The organism is Ramlibacter sp. bp-362 (assembly GCF_054956735.1).
The window spans coordinates 87,925-108,220 of record NZ_JBUDXE010000011.1 but is presented as its reverse complement, the minus strand read 5'-3'; the positions used below and the strand labels follow the sequence as shown (position 1 = coordinate 108,220).

Sequence of the window (20,296 nt, the reverse complement as noted above, 5' to 3'; positions counted from 1 at the left end):
CTAGGCACGGCCGGGTGCGCGGCCAACAGGGTCCGTGCCCGGAGCGTGGCGCGCGCGCACCGATAATGGGCCGATGGAAATTCGATACAACACCGTCGGCGTGGCGGGCGCCGGCGCCATGGGCCGCGGCATCGCCCAGATCGCCGCGCAGGCGGGCAGCCAGGTGCTGCTGTACGACACGCAGCCGGAAGCCGTGCAGCGCGCGATCCGCGAGCTCGGCGCCCAGTGGGACCGGCTGCTGGAGAAAGGCCGCATGGACGCCGCCGCCGTGCAGGCCGCCAAGGAGCGCCTGCGTCCGGCCGCCAGCCTGCAGGACTTCGCCGCCTGCGCGCTGGTGATCGAAGCCGTGATCGAGCGCCTGGACGTCAAGCGGGCGCTGTTCGCCGAGCTGGAAGGCATCGTCGGCGCCGACGCCGTGCTGGCCACCAACACCTCGTCGCTGTCGGTGACGGCGATCGCCGCCGGCCTGCAGCGCCCGCAGCGCGTGGCGGGCTACCACTTCTTCAACCCCGTCCCGCTGATGAAGGTGGTGGAGGTCATCGGGGGCCTGAAGACCGATCCCGCCGTGTGCGAAGGCCTCGCGGCCTACGCGCGCCAGATGGGGCACACGCCCGTGCTCGCGCAGGACACGCCCGGCTTCATCGTCAACCACGCGGGCCGCGGCTACAACACCGAGGCGCTGCGCATCGCGAGCGAGGGCGTGGCCGACTTCGCCACCATCGACCGCATCCTGCGCGACCAGGTCGGCTTCCGCCTCGGTCCCTTCGAACTGATGGACCTCACCGGCCTGGACGTCTCGCACCCGGTCATGGAGTCGGTGTACCGCCAGTACTACGACGAGCCGCGCTACCGCCCCAACGTGATCACCGCGCAGCGCATGGCCGGCAACGTGCTGGGCCGCAAGACCGGCGAGGGCTTCTACCGCTACGTCGACGGCAAGGCGCAGGTGCCGGCCGAACCGCCGGTGCCGCAGGTCGCGGACATGCCGCCCGTGTGGGTGTCGACGCGCGCCGCCCGCCGCTCGGAGCTGTACCAGCTGCTGAAGGACCTGGGCGCGAAGATCGAGACCGGGCAGTCGCCCTCGGCGCAGGCGCTCACGCTGGTGGCGCCGCTGGGCTTCGACGTGACGACGGTCGCCGTGGTCGAACGGCTCGATCCGGCGCGCACCGTGGGCATCGACCTGCTGGTCGAGGACGCCGCGACGAAGCGCCGCGTGCTCGCCACGAATCCGGCCACGCGCGCCGACATGCGCGACGCCGCGCACGCCCTGTTCGCGCGCGACGGCAAGCCGGTCAGCGTGATCCGCGACTCGGGCGGCTTCGTCACGCAGCGCGTGCTGGCCACGATCGTGAACATCGCCGCCGACATCTGCCAGCAGCGCATCTGCTCGCCGCGCGATCTCGAGACCGCCGTCACGCTGGGCCTGGGCTACCCGCTCGGGCCGCTGGCCATGGGCGACCGCTGGGGCCCCACCAACGTGCTGGAGGTGCTGTTCAACATGCAGACCGTCTACGGCGACCCGCGCTACCGCCCCAGCCCCTGGCTGCGCCGGCGCGGCGCGATCGGCCTGTCGCTGCTGCAGGAGGAAGCCTGACATGGCCGCCGAGCTGAAGAGCGCGAGCCAGGGCCGCACCATGGTCCTGACCATCAGCAACCCCGAGCACCGCAACGCGCTGGGGCCGGAGATCTACGCGGCGGGCGTCGAGGCGCTCAATGCAGCCGACCGCAACCCCGACGTCGCCAGCGTGGTGATCACCGGCGCGGGCAGCACCTTCTGCGCGGGCGGCAACCTGCAGCGCCTGCTGGAGAACCGCGGCAAGCCGCGCGAGGTGCAGGCGCAGTCCATCGACGGCCTGCACGGCTGGATCGAGGCGATCCGCACCTTCCCCAAGCCCGTGGTGGCGGCGGTGGAAGGCGCGGCGGCCGGCGCCGGCTTCTCTCTGGCGCTCGCCTGCGACTTCATCGTCGCGGCCGACAACGCCGTCTTCGTCATGGCCTACAGCACCGTGGCCCTGTCGCCGGACGGCGGCGGCAGCTGGAGCCTCGCGCGGGCCCTGCCGCGCCAGCTGGTGAGCGAGCTCCTGATGTGCGGCGAGCGCATCACGGCGCCGCGCCTGCAGCAGCTCGGCGTGGTCAACCGGGTCACGCCCGCGGGCGGCGCGCTGGACGAGGCGCTGGCCCTGGCCGGCAGGCTGAACGAGCGCGCGCCCAACGCGCTCGCCAGCATCAAGGAGCTCCTGAACGACGCGCCCACGTCGGACCTGGCGGCGCAGCTCGCGAGCGAGCGCGACCATTTCGTGCGCAACCTGCACCACGCCAACGGCGGCATCGGCATCCAGGCCTTTTTGGCCAAGCAGCCGCCCCGCTATACCTGAGCCGTCCCGCACGCGACAATGGCGGGAGGCGCCAGTCGCCCACAAGACAGACCATGGACGACCCGATTCTTACCATCGAGGAACGCGCGGCGATCAACAACGGTCGCTGGTTCTCCACCCTCTCGCCCTCGCTCCGCCACGACATCCTGCGATGCGCCTTCGTCAAACGCTTCCGCGACGGCGAGCTGATCTGCGCGCGGGGCGACCCGGCCGAAGCCTGGAGCGCGGTGGCGCGCGGCGCCGTGCGGGTGAGTTCCACCTCGATCACGGGCAAGCAGGTGACGCTCACCTACGTCGAGCCGGGGATCTGGTTCGGTGACGTCGCGATCTTCGACGGCGAGCGCCGCACGCACGACGCCTGGGCCCACGGGGACACGACCATGCTGCTGGTGACGCGCGCGGACGTGCAGAAGATCCTGGCCACGCACGTCGAGCTGTACGAGGCGCTGCTGCGCCTGCACGCCCGCCGCATCCGCCAGCTGTTCGGCCTGGTGGAGGACCTCAACACCCTGCCCCTGCGCGCGCGCCTGGCCAAGCAGCTGGCGCACCTGGTGCGCAGCTATGGCGTGCCCTCGCTGGGCGACGCGCGCGAGATGCGCATCGGCCTGCAGCTCGCGCAGGAGGAACTGGCGCAGCTGCTGGGCGCCTCGCGCCAGCGCGTCAACCAGGAACTCAAGGCGATGGAGCGCGACGACGTGATCCGCATCGAGCCGGGCGGGCTGGTGGTGCGCGACCGCGAGGCCCTGATGCGCATCGTCGAGACGGAGCACTGAGGCCATGAGCGACAGCTACGAGCACTTCATCGGCACGCGCCCCGTGACGGGCAAGCACGCCTTCGACGTCGGCGCGCTGGCGGCCTGGCTGGAGGGCCACGTCGAAGGCTTCCGCGGTCCGGTGACCGTGGAGATGTTCAAGGGCGGCCAGTCCAACCCCACCTACAAGCTGCTGACGCCGACGCGCAACTACGTGATGCGCTCCAAGCCGGGGCCCGCGGCGAAGCTGCTGCCCTCCGCCCACGCCGTGGAGCGCGAGTTCGCGGTGATGCGCGGGCTGGCGGGCACGGACGTGCCGGTGCCGCACATGCATGCGCTGTGCGAGGACGAATCGGTGATCGGCCGCGCCTTCTACATCATGGAGTGCATGGAAGGCCGCGTGCTGTGGGACCAGGCGCTGCCGGGCATGACGCCGGCGCAGCGCGGCGAGATCTACGACGAGATGAACCGCGTGATCGCGGCGCTGCACACGGTGGACTTCGCCGCGCGCGGACTCGCCGGCTACGGCAAGCCGGGCAACTACTTCGAGCGCCAGATCGGCCGCTGGAGCAAGCAGTACAAGGCCTCCGCCGACGGCGCCGGCCCCATGAGCCAGCCCATCCCCGAGATGGAGAAGCTGGTGGACTGGCTGCCCGCGCACATCCCGCCGGCCGCACGCGACGAAGGCAAGGTCTCCATCGTCCACGGCGACTACCGGCTGGACAACGTGATGTTCCACCCGACCGAGCCGCGGATCATCGCCGTGCTGGACTGGGAGCTGTCCACGCTGGGCCATCCGCTCGCGGACTTCAGCTACCACTGCATCGCCTGGCACGTCCCGCACCCGGGGCGCGGCATCGGCGGCCTGGACCACCGCGCGCTCGGCATCCCGGGCGAGGACGAATACATGCGCCGCTACTGCGAGCGCACCGGGCTGGCGACCGTCGCCGACCTGAAGGCCGACTGGAACTTCTACATGGCCTACAACCTGTTCCGCATCGCCGCCATCCTGCAGGGCATCGCCAAGCGGGTGGAGGCCGGCACCGCCTCGAGCGCGCAGGCCGCGGCGTCCGCCGCGGGCGCGCGGCCCATGGCGGAACTGGCCTGGCGCTTCGCCCGCGCCGCCTGACCCCATCCCCAGGAGAAAGAACATGGACTTCGACTACTCCCCCAAGACCAAGGAACTCCAGGCCCGCCTGCAGAAGTTCATGGACGAGCACGTCTACCCGAACGAGGCGACGTACAAGCAGCAGCTGCAGGCCAACACCGAGGCGGGCAAGCGCTGGACGCCGCTGCAGGTGATCGAGGACCTGAAGCGCAAGGCGCGCGCGGCGGGGCTGTGGAACCTGTTCCTCCCGGTCGACACGGCCGAGGCCTCGGGCTACAAGGGCGCAGGCCTGACCAACCAGGAATACGCGCCGCTCGCCGAGATCATGGGCCGCGTGCCGTGGTCCAGCGAGGTCTTCAACTGCTCGGCGCCCGACACCGGCAACATGGAGACGATCGCGCGCTACGGCTCCGACGAGATCAAGGCGCGCTGGCTCAAGCCGCTGCTGGAAGGCGAGATCCGCTCCGCCTTCGCGATGACCGAGCCGGAGGTCGCCTCCTCGGACGCCACCAACATCGCCACGCGCATCGAGCGCCAGGGCGACCACTACGTCGTCAACGGCCACAAGTGGTGGATCTCCGGCGCGGCCGACCCGCGCTGCAAGGTCTTCATCACCATGGGCAAGACGGACCCGGAGGCGCCGAAGCACTCGCAGCAGAGCATGATCGTGATCCCCGCCGACACGCCCGGCATCCGCATCGTGCGGCCGCTGAACGTGTTCGGCTACGACGACGCGCCGCACGGCCACGTCGAGATGTACTTCGAGAACGTCAAGGTCCCGGCCGGCAACATCCTGCTGGGCGAGGGCCGCGGCTTCGAGATCGCGCAGGGCCGCCTGGGCCCGGGGCGCATCCACCACTGCATGCGCCTGATCGGCCTGGCGGAGCGCGCACTGGAGCTGATGTGCCGCCGTTCGATGTCGCGCACCGCTTTCGGCAAGACGGTGGCGCAGCAGACCGTGACGCAAGAGCGCATCGCCGAGGCCCGCTGCAAGATCGACATGGCGCGCCTGCTGACGCTCAAGGCGGCGTGGATGATGGACGTCGCGGGCAACAAGACGGCGAAGACCGAGATCGCCATGATCAAGGTGGTCGCGCCCAACATGGCCTGCCAGGTGATCGACTGGGCGCTGCAGGCCCACGGCGGCGGCGGCGTCTCCGACGACTTCCCGCTCGCGAGCGCCTACGCGCACGCCCGCACGTTGCGCTTCGCCGACGGCCCCGACGAGGTGCACCGCAACGCGATCGCGAAGTGGGAGCTGGGAAAGTACGGCAGCTACGGCAAGGACGCGCCCGCGGCGATCACGCGCGGCGCTTGACAGGACATGTCATCCCGGGCTCGACCCGGGATCCATGCCTTATCTCTTGAACGCCCCCATCGCGCTGTCGCACGCGCTCACGAAGACGTCCGTGGCGTGGTCCAGGACAGCCATGTCGGCCGGGGCGTACTGCATGCGCAGGTAGCACTTGCCGCGCAGCAGCACGATCATGAAGGGCACCTGCGGCGTCGGTGCCGGCTCGGGCCAGGACATCAGCTGCTCCACGAGGTGGTCGTCCACCCACGCGAGCGCGTTCTCGCGCGCATCGGCCAGCACCGCGTAGCGCGCCCAGAAGGCCTCGGGCGGGCCTTCCCAGCCGATCTCGTCGTACATGGCGAGCCAGCGCATTTCCTCGGGCAGGCGCGGGTCGGCCGTGGTCTGCAGCGTGTCGGTGATCATGCTGTAGGCGCGGCGCTCCAGCGCGTCCTTCAGCGGGCGGTTGATGATCATCGCGCCGACGTCGTCGTTCACGCCCAGTTCGGCGCGGGCGCGCAGTTCCTCGCCCGCGATGTAGTCGCGCGAGGGGCGCCCCAGTTCCATGCGCCAGGAGCGTCCGCCGACCTTGCCCTGCATCGACAGCGTGTTGCCCAGCGCGCCGCTGGAAAAGCTCATGCCGCGCGAGGCCGCCCATTCCGACACGGGCGCGTGCCCGGCGTGCGAGGGCATGCTGTCGCCGCGCTGCTCGCGGGCGTCGCGGTGGAAGGCCTTCTTCAGTCGATCGAACATGCGCGGTGGCTTTGGCCTAAAGTCGGCCGATTATGATTGAAACAGGAGGTTACGGCGTGGCGACGATCCGACTTTTTTCCTGGCCCACCCCCAACGGCCACAAGGTCCACATCATGCTGGAGGAGTGCGGCCTGCCCTACGAAGCCATCCCCGTGAACATCGGCGCCGGGGAGCAGTTCCGCCCGGACTTCCTGGAGATCAGTCCCAACAACAAGATTCCGGCCATGGTGGACCCGGACGGGCCGGATGGCAAGCCAATCTCGCTGTTCGAGTCCGGGGCGATCCTGGTGTACCTGGCGGCGAAGACCGGCCGCTTCCTGCCCGCCGGCGACCGCGCCCGCTTCGAGGTGCTGCAGTGGCTGATGTTCCAGATGGGCGGCGTGGGGCCGATGCTCGGCCAGGCGCACCACTTCCGGATCTACGCGCCCGAGAAGATCGGCTACGCGATCGACCGCTACACCAACGAGGCGCGGCGCCTGTACGGCGTGATCGAGAAGCGGCTGGAGGCCAGCGAATGGCTGGGCGGCGCCGAGTACTCCATCGCGGACATCGCCACCTTCCCCTGGCTGCGCAGCTGGGAACGCCAGGGCGTCGTGCTGGAGGACTATCCCCACCTGAAGCGCTGGTTCGACACCATCGCGGCGCGCCCGGCCGTGCAGCGCGGCGTGAAGGTGCTGGCCGACCTGCGCAAGCCGATCACCGACGACAAGGCCCGCGAGAACCTGTTCGGCGCCAGGCAGTACCAGCGCCGCTGATCAGGCGCGCAGGCGCAGCAGGCTGAAGGCCGAGGAGGCGGCGGCCAGCGCCGCCGCCAGGCCCAGCGCGATTGCCGGCCCGCCCTCGCGCACGCCCACCTCGCTGAACACCAGCCCGGTCAGCACGGCGCCCAGCGACTGGCCGGTCAGGCGCGCCGTCCCCAGCATCCCGCTGGCCGCGCCCGAGCGCCGCAGCGGCGCGCTGGTGACGATGATGTGGTTGTTGGGCGACTGGAACAGGCCGAAGCCGATGCCGCAGATCGCCAGCGGCACCATCATGTGGGCGCCGCTGGGGGCGGCGGGGAGCAGCGCCAGCCAGGCGAGACCCAGGGCGAGCAGGCCCAGGCCGATCCCGCCCAGGAAGCCGCCCGGCACGCGGTGGATCAGCCGCCCGGCGATCGGCGCCACCACCACGATCGCCGCGGGCCAGGCCGTGATGAGCAGGCCCGTCTCGAAGTGGCTGCGGCCCTGGCCTTCCAGCAGCAGGAAGGGCAGCGCGATGAAGGCGAGCGTCTGCGCCGAGAAGGCCGTGATCGACGTGCACATCGACAGCGCGAACACCGGGATGCGCAGCAGGTCCACCGGGAAGAGCGGCGCCGCCTGCCGACGCTGGCGGCGCAGGTAGAGCGTGCCGATCGCGAGGCCGGCGGCCAGCATCGCGAACGCCACGCCCAGGTGCGCCGCGCCGGGACCGCTGCCGCGCCGCGCGCCCATCGCGTCGGCCGCCAGGAAGACCAGGGCGAACATGGCCATGTTCATCGCCACGTCCAAGGGGTGCAGGCGCGGCCCGGAAGGCGGCACCGTGTTGCACGGCAGCGCACGGCGCCCCAGCACCAGCACCAGCGCGCCGAGCGGCAGCTGGATCAGGAACAGCCAGGGCCAGGAGGCCAGCGACAGGACGATGGCCGCGATGGTCGGCCCGGCCACCGAGGCCGTGGCCACCACCAGGGAATTGAGCGCGATGCCACGCCCGAGCACGTCGGCGGGATAGGTGAGGCGCACCAGCGCCGCGTTGACGCCCATCATTCCGGCCGCGCCCAGGCCCTGCACCGCGCGGGCGCCGGCCAGCAGCGGCAGCGTCGGCGCCAGCACGCACCCGAGCGAAGCGATGGTGAACACGGCCAGGCCCACGAGGTACACGCGCCGGTAGCCGACCCGCTCGCCCAGGTGCGCGCAGGGCAGCAGCAGCGTGAGCGTGGCGAGCTGGTAGGCGTTGACCACCCAGACCGACTCGGAGGCCGAGGCGCCCAGGTCGCGCGTGATGTCCGGCAGCGCGAGGTTGACGATGCTGGAGTCCAGCACCGACAGCGCGATGCCCAGGAGGATGGCGGCCATCGCCCAGTAGCGCGCCGGCGCCGGCAGGCCGTCCGGCGGCGACCCCCTCCCCTGTTCCTCCTGCTTGTGCACGGGCGCGAGTCTACCTGCGCGCAGCTCCTACAATCCCGCCTTTTGCCCGCGCGCGCTCACGCGGGCGGCAAGGCTGTACCGATGTTCAAGAGCGCCTGTTTTTTCCGCATCGCCGAGGATTTCGTCCTGCCCGATCGCGATGCCCTCGAGCGGGTCCTGCAGAAGGCCCGCTTCGTCCCCTGCGGGCCCACCGAGCCCGAATCCACCGGCTGGGTGCCGCCGCGCGGCGGCAAGAGCAAGGTGCTGGCCGAGGTGGTCGACGGCCACCTGATCCTGAAGCTCTGCACCGAGAAGCGCGCCGTGCCCGCGTCCGCGATCCGCGCCGGCGTCGACGAGCGCGTGGAACGCTACCGGGCCGAGACAGGCAACGAGCGCGTGCCCGCCAAGGTCAAGAAGGGCTTCAAGGAGGAGGTGCTGCTGGACCTGCTGCCGCGCGCCTTCACCAAGCGCGCCACCACCCTGCTCTGGCTCGACGCGAAGCGCAGGATGCTGGTGGTGGACGCCGGCAGTCTCGCGGCCGCCGACCGCATCGTGTCCTCGCTGCTCGCCGCCCTGCTGGAAGTGCCCGGCGCCGGGCCGGCGCTGGACCTGCAGCTGGTGCACACGCAGAGCTCGCCGGCCGCGTCCATGGCGCACTGGCTGTCCACGCGCGAGGCGCCCTGGCGCTTCACCGTCGACCGCGACTGCGAGCTGAAGGCGGCCGACGAACAGAAGTCCTCGGTGCGCTATGCCCGCCACACGCTGGAGATCGACGAGGTCGCCCAGCACATCGCCGCCGGCAAGATGCCCACGCAGCTGGCCATGACCTGGAACGACCGCGTGTCCTTCGTGCTGGCGGAGACGGGGCAGCTGCGCAAGCTGAAGATGCTGGACGTGGTGCTGAAGGAAGCCGAGGACGCCAAGGGCAAGGACGACGACAACTTCGACGCCAACGCCGCCATCCTCACGGGCGAACTCGCCCAGCTGATCCCGGACCTGCTGGAGGCCCTGGGCGGCGAGATGGCCGGCGAACCCGAGGCGCAGGAGGCCCGCGCGGCCTGAACGGCGCCCCGTCCTACAGACCGCGCCGGCCGGGGCCCGTATCTTGCCCCGCAGCCCGCACCCATGGAGCGCGCCGACCGGCGTGCGCCCGTTTGCCCGCTCCATGACGTCCTCCCGCCCCTTCGCCTGCTCCCACGGCGTCCTGTTCTACCGGGACGAAGCCCTGCTGTCCGCCGGAGTGGCGCGCCACGTCGCCGACGCCCTGCGCTGCGGCGACCCGGCGCTGGTGCTCGCGCGGCCGGCCCTGCTGCGCGAGGTGACGATCGAGCTGCACCGCCAGCACGTGGACGGCGAGCCCTTCGGGCCGGAACGCGGGACCCTGGTGGCGCTGGATGCGGAAGACACCCTGGCGCGCATCTGCATCGCCGGGCGGCCCGACGCGTCCCTGTTCCACGACGTGATCGGCGACACCGTGCGCAAGCTGGCCGCGGGCGGCCGGCGCGTGGCGGCGTATGGCGAGCTGGTGGGCGTGCTGTGCGCGCGCGGCCAGTACCACGATGCCCTGCGCCTGGAAGCGATGTGGAACGAACTGCTCGCGGGCGTGGACGCGTCGTTGCTGTGCGGCTATGCGCGCCGGCTGTTCACCGCGCCGGAGACCCACCGGTTCGCCGACGCGATCCGGGCGGCGCATACGGAAGTCCACGAGGACGTGGTCGCGTTCGCCGCGGCCTGAGTGGCCTGCCCGGAGGGAATCGAACCCCCGACAACCTGCTTAGAAGGCAGGTGCTCTATCCAACTGAGCTACGGGCAGGCGAGCCACTATCCTAACCCGGGCGGCCCGCCAGGCTCGCCAGCCACTGGGCGGCTTCCGGCCACGCGGGAGCGGCGCGGCATGCGGCCTGCGCCCAGTGCCGCGCCTCGTCGGGGCGCCCGCGCCGCGCCGCGCACACCGACAGGTGCAGCCAGGCCGCCACGCGCGTCTCGTCGTCCGCCGCCGCGCGTTCGAGCCAGGGCAGCGCGTCGTGCGTCCCGCCCGTGGCCATGAGCAGCCGGCCGATCTGCAGCGCGAGGTCGGGATGGCCGCCGCCCCAGGCGAGCGATCGCTCGTCGCAATCGACGGCTTCCTCCAGGCGGTCCAGCGCGACGTAGAGCAGTCCCAGCGCCACCCACGCGGCGGCGAGGCGCCCGCCGTCGCCGGAGGCCGTGCGCAGGCGCCGGTGCAGGCGCACCACGGTGGCGAGGTCGGTCGCCTGCGGCCGCGCGCGCAGGGCGCCGAGGTCCCGCAGGACGTCGTCGGCGTAGTGCGGATCGGCCGCCGCGGCCCGCGCCAGCAGGGGCGCGGCCACGGCGGCATCCGGCGTCGAGAGCGCCAGCGCATGCCAGGCGGCCCCGCAGTCCGGACGTTCGAGCACCAGGGCCTGCAGCGCCTCCAGGCGCCCGGGCGATGCCGCCGGTGTACGCTCGGTCGCGAGCAGGCGCTGCCAATAATCCGCATCCTCCGCGCTGCCTTCCCACAGCGCCGCGAGCGCATCGGCGATGAAGCGGTGGCGCAGCGGCAGGAAGCCGGTGCCCACCGAACGCGCGACGCTCAGGTGCAGGCCGCTGCCCACGCGCTGCCGCAGCTTGGCCACGACTTCGGCCGGCGTGATCCAGACTTCATCCTGCGGCAGCTCCACGAAGTAGTCGGCGTCGATGTCGACGGCCACCGGGCCTTGCAGCGGCAGGGCGGCGAGCTGCGCGAGATCGAGCACCGCCAGCGAGAGGCCCAGGAGCTCGCCTTCGATCCAGCCGCCCGGGACCCGCCGGAACGAGGCGAGCTGCTGCGGCGTGACGCCCTCCATCTGCCGCAGCGACTCCAGCGCCGTCGCCGCATCGCGCAGCACGTGCGGCGGCGCGACCCACACCAGGCGCCGCAGCACGCCCAGCTGCCCGGCGGCATACAGGAAGTCCTCGATGCCGAAGCAGGCGTCGCGGCTGGGGCTCAGCGGATGCGCGCCCTCCAGTGCCGCCAGCGCGGATGCATCGGCGCAGGCGCGCAGGCGGGCGATCCGCTCGGGCGCGATGAACTGCAGGTCGAGGTGGGCGTCGAGGCAGATCACCGTGGCGTCGCGCAGGCCGGCGGCCCACCAGTGCGGCAGCACGGACGCGTGTTCCTCGAAGACGGTGGCCTGCCCCATGTTCACGCCCGCAGCGGCTTGCGCGCGACGAAGCGGCCGACCGTGAAGGCGCCGCACTCCGCGGCCTCGCCCAGCACCAGCACGCCTTCCATGATGTAGCGGCGCAGGCCGTCGCCGCTCGCGCGCAGCTCCCGGCGCAGCGCCGCGCGGCCGGCCTGGTCGGCCATGAAGCCGCGCAGCAGCGCCATCTCCTCGCGCATGTCGCGCGCGAGCTCGACGTCGAAGCCGGCGCGCGCCATGCCCTGCGCGTAGTCGCCCAGCGTGCCGAGCGCGGGGATCACCCAGGTCGCGCCGATGCGCGCGCTCCAGTGCGCGCGCAGGTCCGGCGCGCAGGCTTCGCTCGCGAGCCAGTCCTCGCCGGCGAGCCGCCCGCCGGGACGCAGCACGCGCCAGGCTTCGGCGAAGAAGGCGTCGCGGTCGGGGAAGTGGCAGGGCGACTCGAAGAACAGCACCGCGTCGAAGCTCGCGTCGTCGTACGGCAGCGCGCCGGCGTGGCCGGCGTCGAAGGCGACCCGGTCCGCCAGTCCCTCGCGCTGCGCCGCCGCCCGCGCGATGGCGCGCTGCGCCGCGTTGGGCGTCAGCCCGCGCACGCGCGCGCCGGTCGCCGCGGCGATGTGGCAGGCCGGGCCGCCGACGCCGCAACCGACGTCCAGCACCGCGCTCCCCGCGGCGATGCCCGCGCTGCGCGCCACCAGGAGCTCCATGCGCAGCTGGTCCTGCGGCCCGATGGGGCCCTGCGCATCGTAGAAGCCGGTGTGCCAGTGGTCGCCGAGGAATTCGCGGTAGAAGGGGATGCACAGGCCGTAGTAGCGGTCGACCAGTTCGGCCGAGACCGGCGCGCCGCCGCGCAGCGCCGCCAGCACCGCCGCCGTTTCCGCGTGACCGGCCCGCGCGCTCACTTGTAGATGCTGCCCGGGAGCGCGGCGGCGGGCGGCGGTGCCAGGTCGCGCAGTGCCGGGAAGTCCACGGCGCAGCGGATGCCCGCGGGCACCTTGCCGCCGGCGTTGGGCATCTGCAGCCGCACGCCGAAGGTGCCGCTGGCCGTGTCGAACACGCTGTCGATGACGGTGATGTTTGCGGTGTAGCGGCCGCCGATGCCTTCCGGCACGACCTCCGCCGTGGTCTTGGTCTTGAGCTTGCCCCAGGCGGCCAGGGGCAGCACGACCTCCACGCGCAGGGGCTCCACCTGCACCAGCTTCAGGATGGCCTTGCGCCCGGTGCCCGCCTCGGCCAGGTCCCCCGGGTTGAGCATGCGATCGAGCACGATGCCGTTGAAGGGACTGTGCAGCGTGCGCCGGTCGAGGAGGTCCTGCGCGTGGCGCAGTTCGTACTTCGCCTGCTCGCGATCCTCGCGGGCCTGCCGCAGTTCGGCTTCGAGAATGTGCTTTTCCGCTTCGGCCTCGTCGCGCGCCTGCGCCGACACGAAGTTCTGCGCTTCCAGCCGCGTGGAGCGCTCGAGCTTGCGGCCCGCGTACTCCAGGCGGGCCTGCGCCGATTGCAGCCGGCCCTGCGCCTCCGAGCGCACCCGCGCGAGCTGCACGGCGGAGGCTTCGGCCGCCGAATCCAGCTGCACCAGCGGCTGGCCGGCGCGCACGCGGTCGCCGCGCTGAACGTAGACCTTGTCGATCACGCCCTCGACGGCGCTGCGCACCTCCACCACCTGGTTGGGCTCGATCAGGCAGTCGAAGGGGCGCGCCGCGCCGGCCGCGGGCCACAAGGCGGCGGCCGCCAGCACGGCGCCGAAGGCAGGCAAGGAAGCTTTCATTCCGCTCTCCCGGTGAAGGCCAGCGTGCGATGCTGCTGGCGGTCCTGTCGCAGGTTGGCCCGGCGCGCGGAGGCGTACCGGTGCTCGGTGGAATGCTGCGCGCGGCGGCGCAGCAGGGTGAAGGCCAGGGGCGGCAGGCGCACGCCCGCGGCGACCCAGGCGCGCAGCAGCGCCGCCGCGCGCGGCGTGCACAGCTCGAACAGTTCGTCCTGCAGCGACACGATGGCCTCGCAGCTGCCCGGGTCGCCCTGCCGCGCGCAGCGGCCGACCAGCTGGCGGTCGACGCGGCGGGAATCGTGGTACTCGGTGAGGATCACGTGCAGGCCGCCGCGCTCGGACACCTCGTCGGACAGGAGGATGTCGGTGCCGCGCCCGGCCATGTTGGTGGCGACGGTGATGCGCCCGCCCTGCCCGGCCTGCGCCACGACCTCCGCCTCGGCGGCGTCCTGCTTCGCGTTGAGCAGGGCGTGCTCCAGGCCGCGCGCCCGCAGCACGGCGCTCACCTCCTCCGAGGCCTGCACCGAGCGCGTGCCGATCAGGACGGGCCGGCCCTGCACGCGCGCCATGTCCTCCGCCGCGGCGGCGACGCGCTGCCATTTCTCCTGCACCGTCGCGCAGACAGTGACGCCGCGGTCCACGCGGCGCGAAGGGCGGTGCAGCGGGACGCGCGCGAGCTCCAGGCCGTACACCGACTTGATCTCGCCGGCCGCCTCCGCCGCCGTGCCGGTCATGCCCGCGAGGTGCACGTAGCGCCGGAACAGCCGCTGGTAGGTCAGGCGCGCGAGCGTGTCGCGCCGCGGCGTCGTCTCGACGCCTTCCTTCAGCTCGATCATCTGGTGCAGCCCGCGCTCCCAGGACCGGTCGGGCATCACCCGGCCGGTCGACTCGTCGACGATCTGCACCTTGCCGTCCACCACCACGTAGTGCTGGTCGCGCCGGTACAGCAGCAGCGCGGACAAGGCCTGCCGCACCAGTTCCTCGCGGCCGCGCACCGAGGTCCACGGGCCGTCGCGATCGGCGGCGAAGTCGTCGAGCCGCGCGTGGCCGGCGTCGGTGAGCGTGACGGCGTGCTCCAGCGGGTCGACGCGGTAGTGCTCGCCTTCGCGCAGCGCGCGCGCGAGCTGCAGCGCCGCCGAGCCGTGCTCCGCCTCCTCGGCGCCGCCGCCGCTGGCCGACAGGATCAGCGGCGTGCGCGCCTCGTCGACGAACACGCTGTCGGCCTCGTCCACGATCGCGAAGTAGAGGCCGCGCAGCACCAGGCCCTCGCCCGTCGGCGCGGCGCCGGCCAGCCGCAGCAGCGACTGCTGCAGGCGGCTGCCGCGCGCGCCCAGCGCCACCCGGTCGCGCAGGTAGTCGAAGGCGATCTCCTTGTTGGTCGCATAGGTGATCGCCTGCGCGTAGGCCGCGCGGCGCTGCGGGCGTTCCATCCCCTGGCACACCACCCCGACGCCCAGTCCGAAGAAGGCATAGAGCGGTTCCATCTTGCGGGCATCGCGCTCGGCGAGGTAGTCGTTCACGGTGATCACGTGCACGGGGTAGCCCGCCAATGCCATCACGCAGGCGGGCAGCGTCGCGCAGAAGGTCTTGCCCTCGCCGGTGGCCATCTCCACCAGCCGGCCGCGCAGCAGCGCGTAGCCGCCCATCAGCTGCGTGTCGAAGTGGCGCTGCCCCAGGGTGCGCTGGGCGGCGGCGCGCACCAGCGCGAAGGCTTCGGCGCTCGCCTCCACGCCGAAGCCTTCGCGCCGCAGCCGGCCGCGCAGGGCGGCGGCACGGCGGCGCAAGGCCTCGTCGGGCAGCAGCCGCACGCCCTCCTCGCGCGCGTTGGTGGCGGCCACGAGCCGGCGCAGCTCGCCGTCGAAGCCGGCCAGCCGGCGGCGCGCCGGGGCGATGCTGCGGTCGTGCAGCCAGGTGGCGAGCCGGTCGTGCCAGCGCGGCTCGTCCTCGGCGCGCTCGGCATAGGGCCGCCCGTCCGCGAGGACGACGTCCGCGAAGAGGCTGCCGCGCCTAGACATGGAAATGCGAGAGGAACAGGCGCCGCACGCTGCGCAGCCACTGCCGGCCGAGCGGCTCCGGCGGATGCTCGAAGCGCGCGTGCACGCGCTGCCCGAAGAACAGCGGCAGGGCCGCGCCGGACCCGCCCGCCACCGCGACGTCGAACTGGAAGGTGCGCTCCAGGGTGCGCTCGCCGCGGCTGTCGCGCGCGTCGGTGGCCAGCTGGCCGCCGCCGGCGGTGGCGAGCACGCGGCTGGGCAGGTACTCCTCGCCCGCGGGCACCTCGCGCTGCAGCCGGCCTTGCAGGATGCGGTCCGGCGCGTGCGCGAGGCGCAGCTCGACGCCCGTGGTCGCCGCGCGCACGAGGTCGGCAGCGTCCTGGGTCGCCACCACCCGCGCCACCAGCCGCGGCGCGTCGAGCACGTAGCCGAGCAGCTCGCCCTGGTTCTCGAAGCGGCCGGGCAGGTCCTGCGGCGCGCTGGCCATGAACACGCCGTCGCCGCCCGCGCGCACGGCGAGCCGCGCGACGCGCTCGCGCGCGCTGGCGAGCTCGCTGCGCGCGGCGTGCAGCTGGTCCTGCACGATCGCCGCCTGGCCGCGATCGGACTGCAGGTGCGCGAGGTACTGGGCCTCCAGCTCCGCCACCCGCGCCTGCGCCACGGCTTCGGCTGTTGTCAGCGCGGGATTGCGCAGCTGCACCAGCAGCTCGCCCGCGTGCACCGCCGTGCCCGGCTTCGCGACCACGCGCTCGACGAAGCCCGCCTCGCCGTTGCGCACCATCGCCGAGGGCGGCAGCCAGGCCACGCCTTCCAGCACGGTGCGCGAGGGCGCGGGCACGACGAAGAGCAGCAGCACCAGGGCCGCCACGAAGCCGCCGACCACCGCCCGCACGCGCACGCGCTTCGCCTGCAGGCCCGGGCTCGTGACGACGTGCTTCAGGCTGCGCACGATCGGCATCACGGCCATCGCGATCACCGCCCAGATCGCCAGCACCACGCCGACGATGAAGAACTCCTTGGCGATGAACAGGGCGATGGCGATCGTCACGAACACGCGGTAGATCGACGACAGCAGGCCGTAGGCCAGCAGCCAGGCCTTGTCGCGCGCGGAGGTCTCGGGCGTCACGGCGTCTTCCACGCCGAAGGCATGGCGCTCGACCAGGTAGCCCCAGTAGCGCGTGGCGCGCTGCGCCAGGTTGGGCACCTCCAGCAGGTCCGACAGGATGTAGTAGGCGTCGTAGCGCAGCAGCGGGTTGCCGTTGAAGATCAGCGTCGACACGCCCGCCACCACCATCACGTTGAACAGGAGCGCGCGCACGAGCGAGGGCTCGACCAGCAGCCACAGGTAGAAGGCGAGCGCCGCGACGAACAGCTCCACGCCCATGCCCGAGGCCGCCACCACGGCGCGCTGCAGCCGCGAACGGAACACGGTGGAGGCCGACGCCTCCACGTAGGGCACGGGGATCAGGACCAGCAGCACGATGCCGACGTCGTGCACCTCGCCGCCGCCGCGCTTGACGGCGGCCGCGTGGCCGAACTCGTGCAACGCCTTGATGAGGGGGAACACCAGCCACAGCAGCAGCAGGTTGCCGGAGGCGAGCACGTGGTCCGACAGGTCGCCGGCCAGGTCCTGCCAGTGCGGCGGCAGCAGCACCAGCGCGGGCAGCACCACCGCGAGCCACAAGAGGCCGCCCCAGCGGCTCCACAGCAGGTCCACCACGCCGCGGATCCGGTTCAGGAAGGCATCCGGGTCCCACAGGTGCAGCCGGATCGCCATCGGGTTCAGGTAGGAGCGCTGGCGCGTCGCGCGCTCCTGCTGCTCGCCGCGCTCGAACAGCTCGCCGACGTCCGGCGTCGCGTCGGTCTGCAGCAGGTCGGCCGAATGCAGCTGGCCCAGCAGCCGGATCACCTCGTCCTGCGTCGGCGCGTCCTCGCCCAGCTGGCGGTTGGTGCGTTCCCACAGCTGCTGCACGGTGCGCTTGCCGTCCATGGCGGCAATGAGGAAGCGCGCCGCCGGCGTGAAGCGGTGGACCCGGTTCGACACCGGGTCCTGCACCAGGTACCAGAGCGCGCCGCGGTAGCGCATGCGGTGCAGGCGCGCGTGGCTGCGCAGGCGCGGCTGCAATTCCGCGACGCGGTACCAGGTGTTCGACAGCAGCGGTGCGTCCATGCGCGCGTCCCGGCCCTCAACCCAGCCAGCGCCACGTGGCGAGCTCGATCCACTCCACCAGCGGGTGGGTCCAGATCCACAGCAGCTTGCGCGGGCCCACCTCCACCTTGCCCACGCCCTCCATGCCGGGGCGCAGGCGCGCCGGGGCGTCGTCGAGGTGCGCCTCGACGCGGAAGTAGTTGCGCCCCTCCTCGGCCGTCGACACCGGCGTGATCTGCCGCACGGTGAACGGCAGGCGCTCGTAGGGCATGCCGGCCAGCGCGATCTGGCCGTGCTGGCCCAATGCGATCTCGGCGATGTCGCGCTCGTCGACGTGCAGCACCACGCGCCAGGCGTCCAGCGGCGCCACTTCGAACAGCACCTTGCCCTGCTCCACCGGCGAGCCGAGCAGCTGGCTCAGGTCGCCGCTCACGACGATGCCGGAGAACGGCGCCTTCAGCACGGCGCGGTCCAGCCGCTCCTCGACCAGCGCCAGCTGCGCCTGCGCCTGCCGTTCCTGCGCCGCGGCGACGGTCATCGCGGCGCGGTCCTGCGTCGCGGCGGCCTGCCGGTAGCGGCGCTGCACCTGCTCGGCTTCCGACAGCCAGCGCACGCGCTCGAGGCGCAGCTCGCGGTCGTCCAGGCGCGCCAGCGTCTGCCCCTGCTGCACGGCGTCGCCCGCGCGCACCAGGCTCTCGCCCACGAAGCCCTGGAAGGGCGCCACCACCGCCCGCTGCACCGCGCCCTCGATCACGACCTTCGCGCTCACGCGGTAGGGCCAGGTCGCGAACGCGAGCACCGCCGCGAGCGCCAGCAGCGAGACGGCCGCGAGCTTCAGCCCGGGATGGCGCGGCCCGAACAGCGCCGTGGCGCCGCGCTGCAGCGCACCGGTCAGGCGTTCCCAGGCGCTGCGCTCCTCGCGCTGCTTCAGCGCGAGCACGGGACCGAGCAGCTGGCCGATGGTTTCGGCCAGCTCCAGCTCGGAGGCGTCGAAGGGGCGCTCCTGCACCCGCTCGAGCGTCAGCACGCCGATCGGCTCGCGGTCGTCCAGCAGGGGCACCGACAGCACGCTGGAGCCGCTGCGCGCCGACGACAGCGCCGCGTGCGCGAGGCCGCCGACGGCGTCCTCGTCGAGCGGCGGGTGCACCTGCGGCTGGCCGAGGTCCAGCACCTCGTCCATCGCGTCGTCCAGCAGGCGCACGAAGTCGCTGCGCGCGTCGAAGCTGGCGGTGTGCGAGAGCGCCGCGACGGCGCAGCTCTGGTGGCGCGAGAAGCCGAGGGCCACGCGCTCGCAGCCCAGGCGCGCGGCGAGCTCGTTCGCCACGGCCAGGGCGGCCGCCTTGAGCTTCTTCTGCTGCAGGGCGGTGGCGACCACCTGGCTGGCGAGCGCCAGCCGCTCGGCCCGCTGCTGCTCGCGCGCGAGCGACTGGCGGCGGAACTGGTCGACCAGCCAGGCGCTGCCCCAATGCAGCTGGCGCAGCACGCGCTGCACCTCCGGATCGGGCCGCGGCTTCACCTCCAGCACGACGGCCCCGTGCAGGAGCCCGTCCACCTCGATCGGGTAGCCGATGGTGACGATGGCCGTCCCCGTCTCCGGCGTCTCGCCTTCCTGCACGACGCCGCGCCGCTGCTGCAGCGTGGCCTGCGCGGTGGGCCCGAGGTGCAGGAGGTTGTGCGAAGGGTCCGGCCAGCTCGCCGCCGGGCTGTAGCTGCCGTCCTCGCCGGGCCCCAGCAGCACCAGGCCGCCCTGCGCGCGGTCGACCTGCCCGCACAGGATCGCCAGCCAGCTGGTGCAGAAGTCGCTGGTGTCGGCAGGCGCGGAGAAGCGCGCCCACTGTGCCGATTCCAGCTTGGCGTGCGCCCCGTCCACCAGGGAATAGATCGATGCTCCGGTCATCGCCGCTCCGTGCGCCTGCGCGCCGGTCCTTCCACTTCAGCGGCCCGGCGCGAAGGGCGCCCCGGGCCGGTCGTCCTCAACTGGCCTGCGCGCTCGCTTCGGGCGCGCCGCGGCGCGCCGCCTGGGGCACGGCGGCATCGGCATCCGCCGGCGCATCCTCGGAGGCATCCACCTTGCGCGTGACCACCAGCTTGTCCTTCACCAGGGCGAAGTTGCGCAGCGACTGCAGGTGCAGGTAGACCAGCTCCAGTTCGTCGGTGGCCGCCAGCTGCGCCAGCGTCTCGGCCGGCAGCGACTTCAGGCGCTGGCGGTCGATGGCCTGGAAGCCGCCCAGCGACATCTTCTCGCTGCCCAGGGTGAACTGCGCGCGCATCGGCTCCAGCAGCTTCAGCTCCACGAGCTTGCGGCAGAAGGCCTGCGTGCGCAGGAACTGGCTGCGGTACTCCTGCAGGAACTTCAGCACGTTGTCCACGTAGGGCGTCTGCTTGCCGTCCGGGGTGAACAGCGCCTGCCCGCGCCCGAGGTAGTTGAGGCCCTGGAAGGCCTCGTCGATGCACAGCGTGAAGGTCTTGCCGTCCTCGCTCGCGGAGAAGATGAAGGGATAGCGCCGCACGAAGGCCGGCAGGTAGCTCGCGCTCCAGCTGTCGTCCTCCTTCAGGTACAGGTTCTCGCCCGCGCGCGCGCCGAGGATCACCACCGGGATCACGTCGGCGCCGTTCTGCGCGAACACGATGGCGTACTCGGGCGCGGCCTGCGGGAATTCGACGGCCATCAGCGGCACGGAATTGATGCGGCGGGCGAAGCCGTAGCCCTTGCCCAGTTCCACCGCGCCCTTCCCGTGGCGCCCGCTCGAAACGGGGACGGCGGTTTCGTAGATCAGCAATTGCGTGCTCAT

The 20,296-nt window shown here is 72.5% G+C and carries 17 protein-coding genes and 1 tRNA gene; 8 read left to right on the top strand and 10 right to left on the bottom strand.

Annotated features, from left to right (window positions below; translation table 11 throughout):
- Positions 1-34 precede the first annotated feature (34 nt).
- The 5 genes from ACY0MJ_RS16450 to ACY0MJ_RS16430 are packed head-to-tail and all read left to right on the top strand — an operon-like array spanning position 35 to position 5,553.
- Complete coding sequence (locus ACY0MJ_RS16450; protein WP_462639593.1) at positions 35-1,594, top strand: 3-hydroxyacyl-CoA dehydrogenase; 1,560 nt, start codon at positions 35-37, stop codon at positions 1,592-1,594.
- 1 nt (position 1,595) lies between these two features.
- Positions 1,596-2,375 (top strand): oxepin-CoA hydrolase, alternative type, encoded by a 780-nt coding sequence (locus ACY0MJ_RS16445; protein WP_462639592.1) that lies wholly within the window; start codon positions 1,596-1,598, stop codon positions 2,373-2,375.
- A 53-nt stretch (positions 2,376-2,428) separates the two neighbouring features.
- Positions 2,429-3,148, top strand: a complete 720-nt coding sequence (locus ACY0MJ_RS16440; protein WP_462639590.1) for a Crp/Fnr family transcriptional regulator — start codon at positions 2,429-2,431, stop codon at positions 3,146-3,148.
- Positions 3,149-3,152: 4 nt separating this feature from the next.
- A complete protein-coding gene (locus ACY0MJ_RS16435; RefSeq protein ID WP_462639589.1) occupies positions 3,153-4,256 on the top strand; it encodes a phosphotransferase in 1,104 nt (367 codons plus the stop codon).
- Between the two features lie 22 nt (positions 4,257-4,278).
- Positions 4,279-5,553: an acyl-CoA dehydrogenase family protein gene (locus tag ACY0MJ_RS16430; RefSeq protein ID WP_462639588.1), complete on the top strand. Its 1,275-nt coding sequence runs from the start codon at positions 4,279-4,281 to the stop codon at positions 5,551-5,553.
- Between the two features lie 39 nt (positions 5,554-5,592).
- Here the strand turns inward: ACY0MJ_RS16430 and ACY0MJ_RS16425 are convergent, their stop codons facing one another.
- Positions 5,593-6,279, bottom strand: coding sequence for a hypothetical protein (locus tag ACY0MJ_RS16425; protein WP_462639587.1), 687 nt, complete (start codon positions 6,277-6,279; stop codon positions 5,593-5,595).
- A 56-nt stretch (positions 6,280-6,335) separates the two neighbouring features.
- On the opposite strand from ACY0MJ_RS16425, the gene ACY0MJ_RS16420 reads away from it, so the two are divergent.
- Positions 6,336-7,034 carry a glutathione binding-like protein gene (locus ACY0MJ_RS16420; RefSeq protein WP_462639586.1) on the top strand — a complete coding sequence of 233 codons (699 nt, stop codon included), beginning with the start codon at positions 6,336-6,338 and terminating at the stop codon, positions 7,032-7,034.
- Here ACY0MJ_RS16420 and ACY0MJ_RS16415 read toward each other — a convergent pair whose 3' ends face one another.
- Positions 7,035-8,369 carry an MFS transporter gene (locus ACY0MJ_RS16415; protein WP_462639655.1) on the bottom strand — a complete coding sequence of 445 codons (1,335 nt, stop codon included), beginning with the start codon at positions 8,367-8,369 and terminating at the stop codon, positions 7,035-7,037.
- Between the two features lie 153 nt (positions 8,370-8,522).
- On the opposite strand from ACY0MJ_RS16415, the gene ACY0MJ_RS16410 reads away from it, so the two are divergent.
- Both ACY0MJ_RS16410 and ACY0MJ_RS16405 read left to right on the top strand, forming a co-directional pair.
- The gene (locus ACY0MJ_RS16410) at positions 8,523-9,482 is read left to right on the top strand and encodes a recombination-associated protein RdgC (RefSeq protein ID WP_462639585.1); all 960 of its coding nucleotides are present in this window, start codon (positions 8,523-8,525) and stop codon (positions 9,480-9,482) included.
- Positions 9,483-9,585: 103 nt separating this feature from the next.
- Positions 9,586-10,155: an MEDS domain-containing protein gene (locus tag ACY0MJ_RS16405; protein WP_462639584.1), complete on the top strand. Its 570-nt coding sequence runs from the start codon at positions 9,586-9,588 to the stop codon at positions 10,153-10,155.
- A 1-nt stretch (position 10,156) separates the two neighbouring features.
- On the opposite strand, the gene ACY0MJ_RS16400 is transcribed toward ACY0MJ_RS16405, so the two are convergent.
- From ACY0MJ_RS16400 to ACY0MJ_RS16365, 8 genes are all read right to left on the bottom strand, one after another.
- Positions 10,157-10,233, bottom strand: a tRNA-Arg gene (locus tag ACY0MJ_RS16400).
- Between the two features lie 13 nt (positions 10,234-10,246).
- Positions 10,247-11,599, bottom strand: a complete 1,353-nt coding sequence (locus ACY0MJ_RS16395; protein WP_462639583.1) for a tetratricopeptide repeat protein — start codon at positions 11,597-11,599, stop codon at positions 10,247-10,249.
- Positions 11,600-11,601: 2 nt separating this feature from the next.
- Positions 11,602-12,498 (bottom strand): methyltransferase domain-containing protein, encoded by an 897-nt coding sequence (locus ACY0MJ_RS16390; protein WP_462639582.1) that lies wholly within the window; start codon positions 12,496-12,498, stop codon positions 11,602-11,604.
- Positions 12,495-13,364: an efflux RND transporter periplasmic adaptor subunit gene (locus ACY0MJ_RS16385; RefSeq protein ID WP_462639581.1), complete on the bottom strand. Its 870-nt coding sequence runs from the start codon at positions 13,362-13,364 to the stop codon at positions 12,495-12,497. Before ACY0MJ_RS16385 ends, ACY0MJ_RS16390 begins: the two co-directional genes overlap by 4 nt.
- Complete coding sequence (locus ACY0MJ_RS16380; protein ID WP_462639580.1) at positions 13,361-15,376, bottom strand: preprotein translocase subunit SecA; 2,016 nt, start codon at positions 15,374-15,376, stop codon at positions 13,361-13,363. Before ACY0MJ_RS16380 ends, ACY0MJ_RS16385 begins: the two co-directional genes overlap by 4 nt.
- A complete protein-coding gene (locus ACY0MJ_RS16375; protein WP_462639579.1) occupies positions 15,369-17,525 on the bottom strand; it encodes a hypothetical protein in 2,157 nt (718 codons plus the stop codon). The genes ACY0MJ_RS16380 and ACY0MJ_RS16375 overlap by 8 nt, the downstream gene beginning before the upstream one ends.
- Positions 17,526-17,541: 16 nt before the next feature.
- Positions 17,542-19,401 (bottom strand): HlyD family efflux transporter periplasmic adaptor subunit, encoded by a 1,860-nt coding sequence (locus tag ACY0MJ_RS16370; protein ID WP_462639578.1) that lies wholly within the window; start codon positions 19,399-19,401, stop codon positions 17,542-17,544.
- Positions 19,402-19,477: 76 nt separating this feature from the next.
- Positions 19,478-20,296 (bottom strand): SapC family protein, encoded by an 819-nt coding sequence (locus tag ACY0MJ_RS16365; protein ID WP_462639577.1) that lies wholly within the window; start codon positions 20,294-20,296, stop codon positions 19,478-19,480.

Bases quoted from the DNA above. Each gene is read 5' to 3' on its own strand.
- ACY0MJ_RS16445 (WP_462639592.1), top strand. From the start codon at position 1,596: ATGGCCGCCGAGCTGAAGAGCGCGAGCCAGGGCCGCACCATGGTCCTG.
- ACY0MJ_RS16440 (WP_462639590.1), top strand. From the start codon at position 2,429: ATGGACGACCCGATTCTTACCATCGAGGAACGCGCGGCGATCAACAAC.
- ACY0MJ_RS16435 (WP_462639589.1), top strand. From the start codon at position 3,153: ATGAGCGACAGCTACGAGCACTTCATCGGCACGCGCCCCGTGACGGGC.
- ACY0MJ_RS16430 (WP_462639588.1), top strand. From the start codon at position 4,279: ATGGACTTCGACTACTCCCCCAAGACCAAGGAACTCCAGGCCCGCCTG.
- ACY0MJ_RS16425 (WP_462639587.1), bottom strand. From the start codon at position 6,279: ATGTTCGATCGACTGAAGAAGGCCTTCCACCGCGACGCCCGCGAGCAG.
- ACY0MJ_RS16415 (WP_462639655.1), bottom strand. From the start codon at position 8,369: ATGGCCGCCATCCTCCTGGGCATCGCGCTGTCGGTGCTGGACTCCAGC.
- ACY0MJ_RS16410 (WP_462639585.1), top strand. From the start codon at position 8,523: ATGTTCAAGAGCGCCTGTTTTTTCCGCATCGCCGAGGATTTCGTCCTG.
- ACY0MJ_RS16405 (WP_462639584.1), top strand. From the start codon at position 9,586: ATGACGTCCTCCCGCCCCTTCGCCTGCTCCCACGGCGTCCTGTTCTAC.
- ACY0MJ_RS16395 (WP_462639583.1), bottom strand. From the start codon at position 11,599: ATGGGGCAGGCCACCGTCTTCGAGGAACACGCGTCCGTGCTGCCGCAC.
- ACY0MJ_RS16385 (WP_462639581.1), bottom strand. From the start codon at position 13,364: ATGAAAGCTTCCTTGCCTGCCTTCGGCGCCGTGCTGGCGGCCGCCGCC.
- ACY0MJ_RS16380 (WP_462639580.1), bottom strand. From the start codon at position 15,376: ATGTCTAGGCGCGGCAGCCTCTTCGCGGACGTCGTCCTCGCGGACGGG.
- ACY0MJ_RS16375 (WP_462639579.1), bottom strand. From the start codon at position 17,525: ATGGACGCACCGCTGCTGTCGAACACCTGGTACCGCGTCGCGGAATTG.
- ACY0MJ_RS16370 (WP_462639578.1), bottom strand. From the start codon at position 19,401: ATGACCGGAGCATCGATCTATTCCCTGGTGGACGGGGCGCACGCCAAG.
- ACY0MJ_RS16365 (WP_462639577.1), bottom strand. From the start codon at position 20,296: ATGAGCACGCAATTGCTGATCTACGAAACCGCCGTCCCCGTTTCGAGC.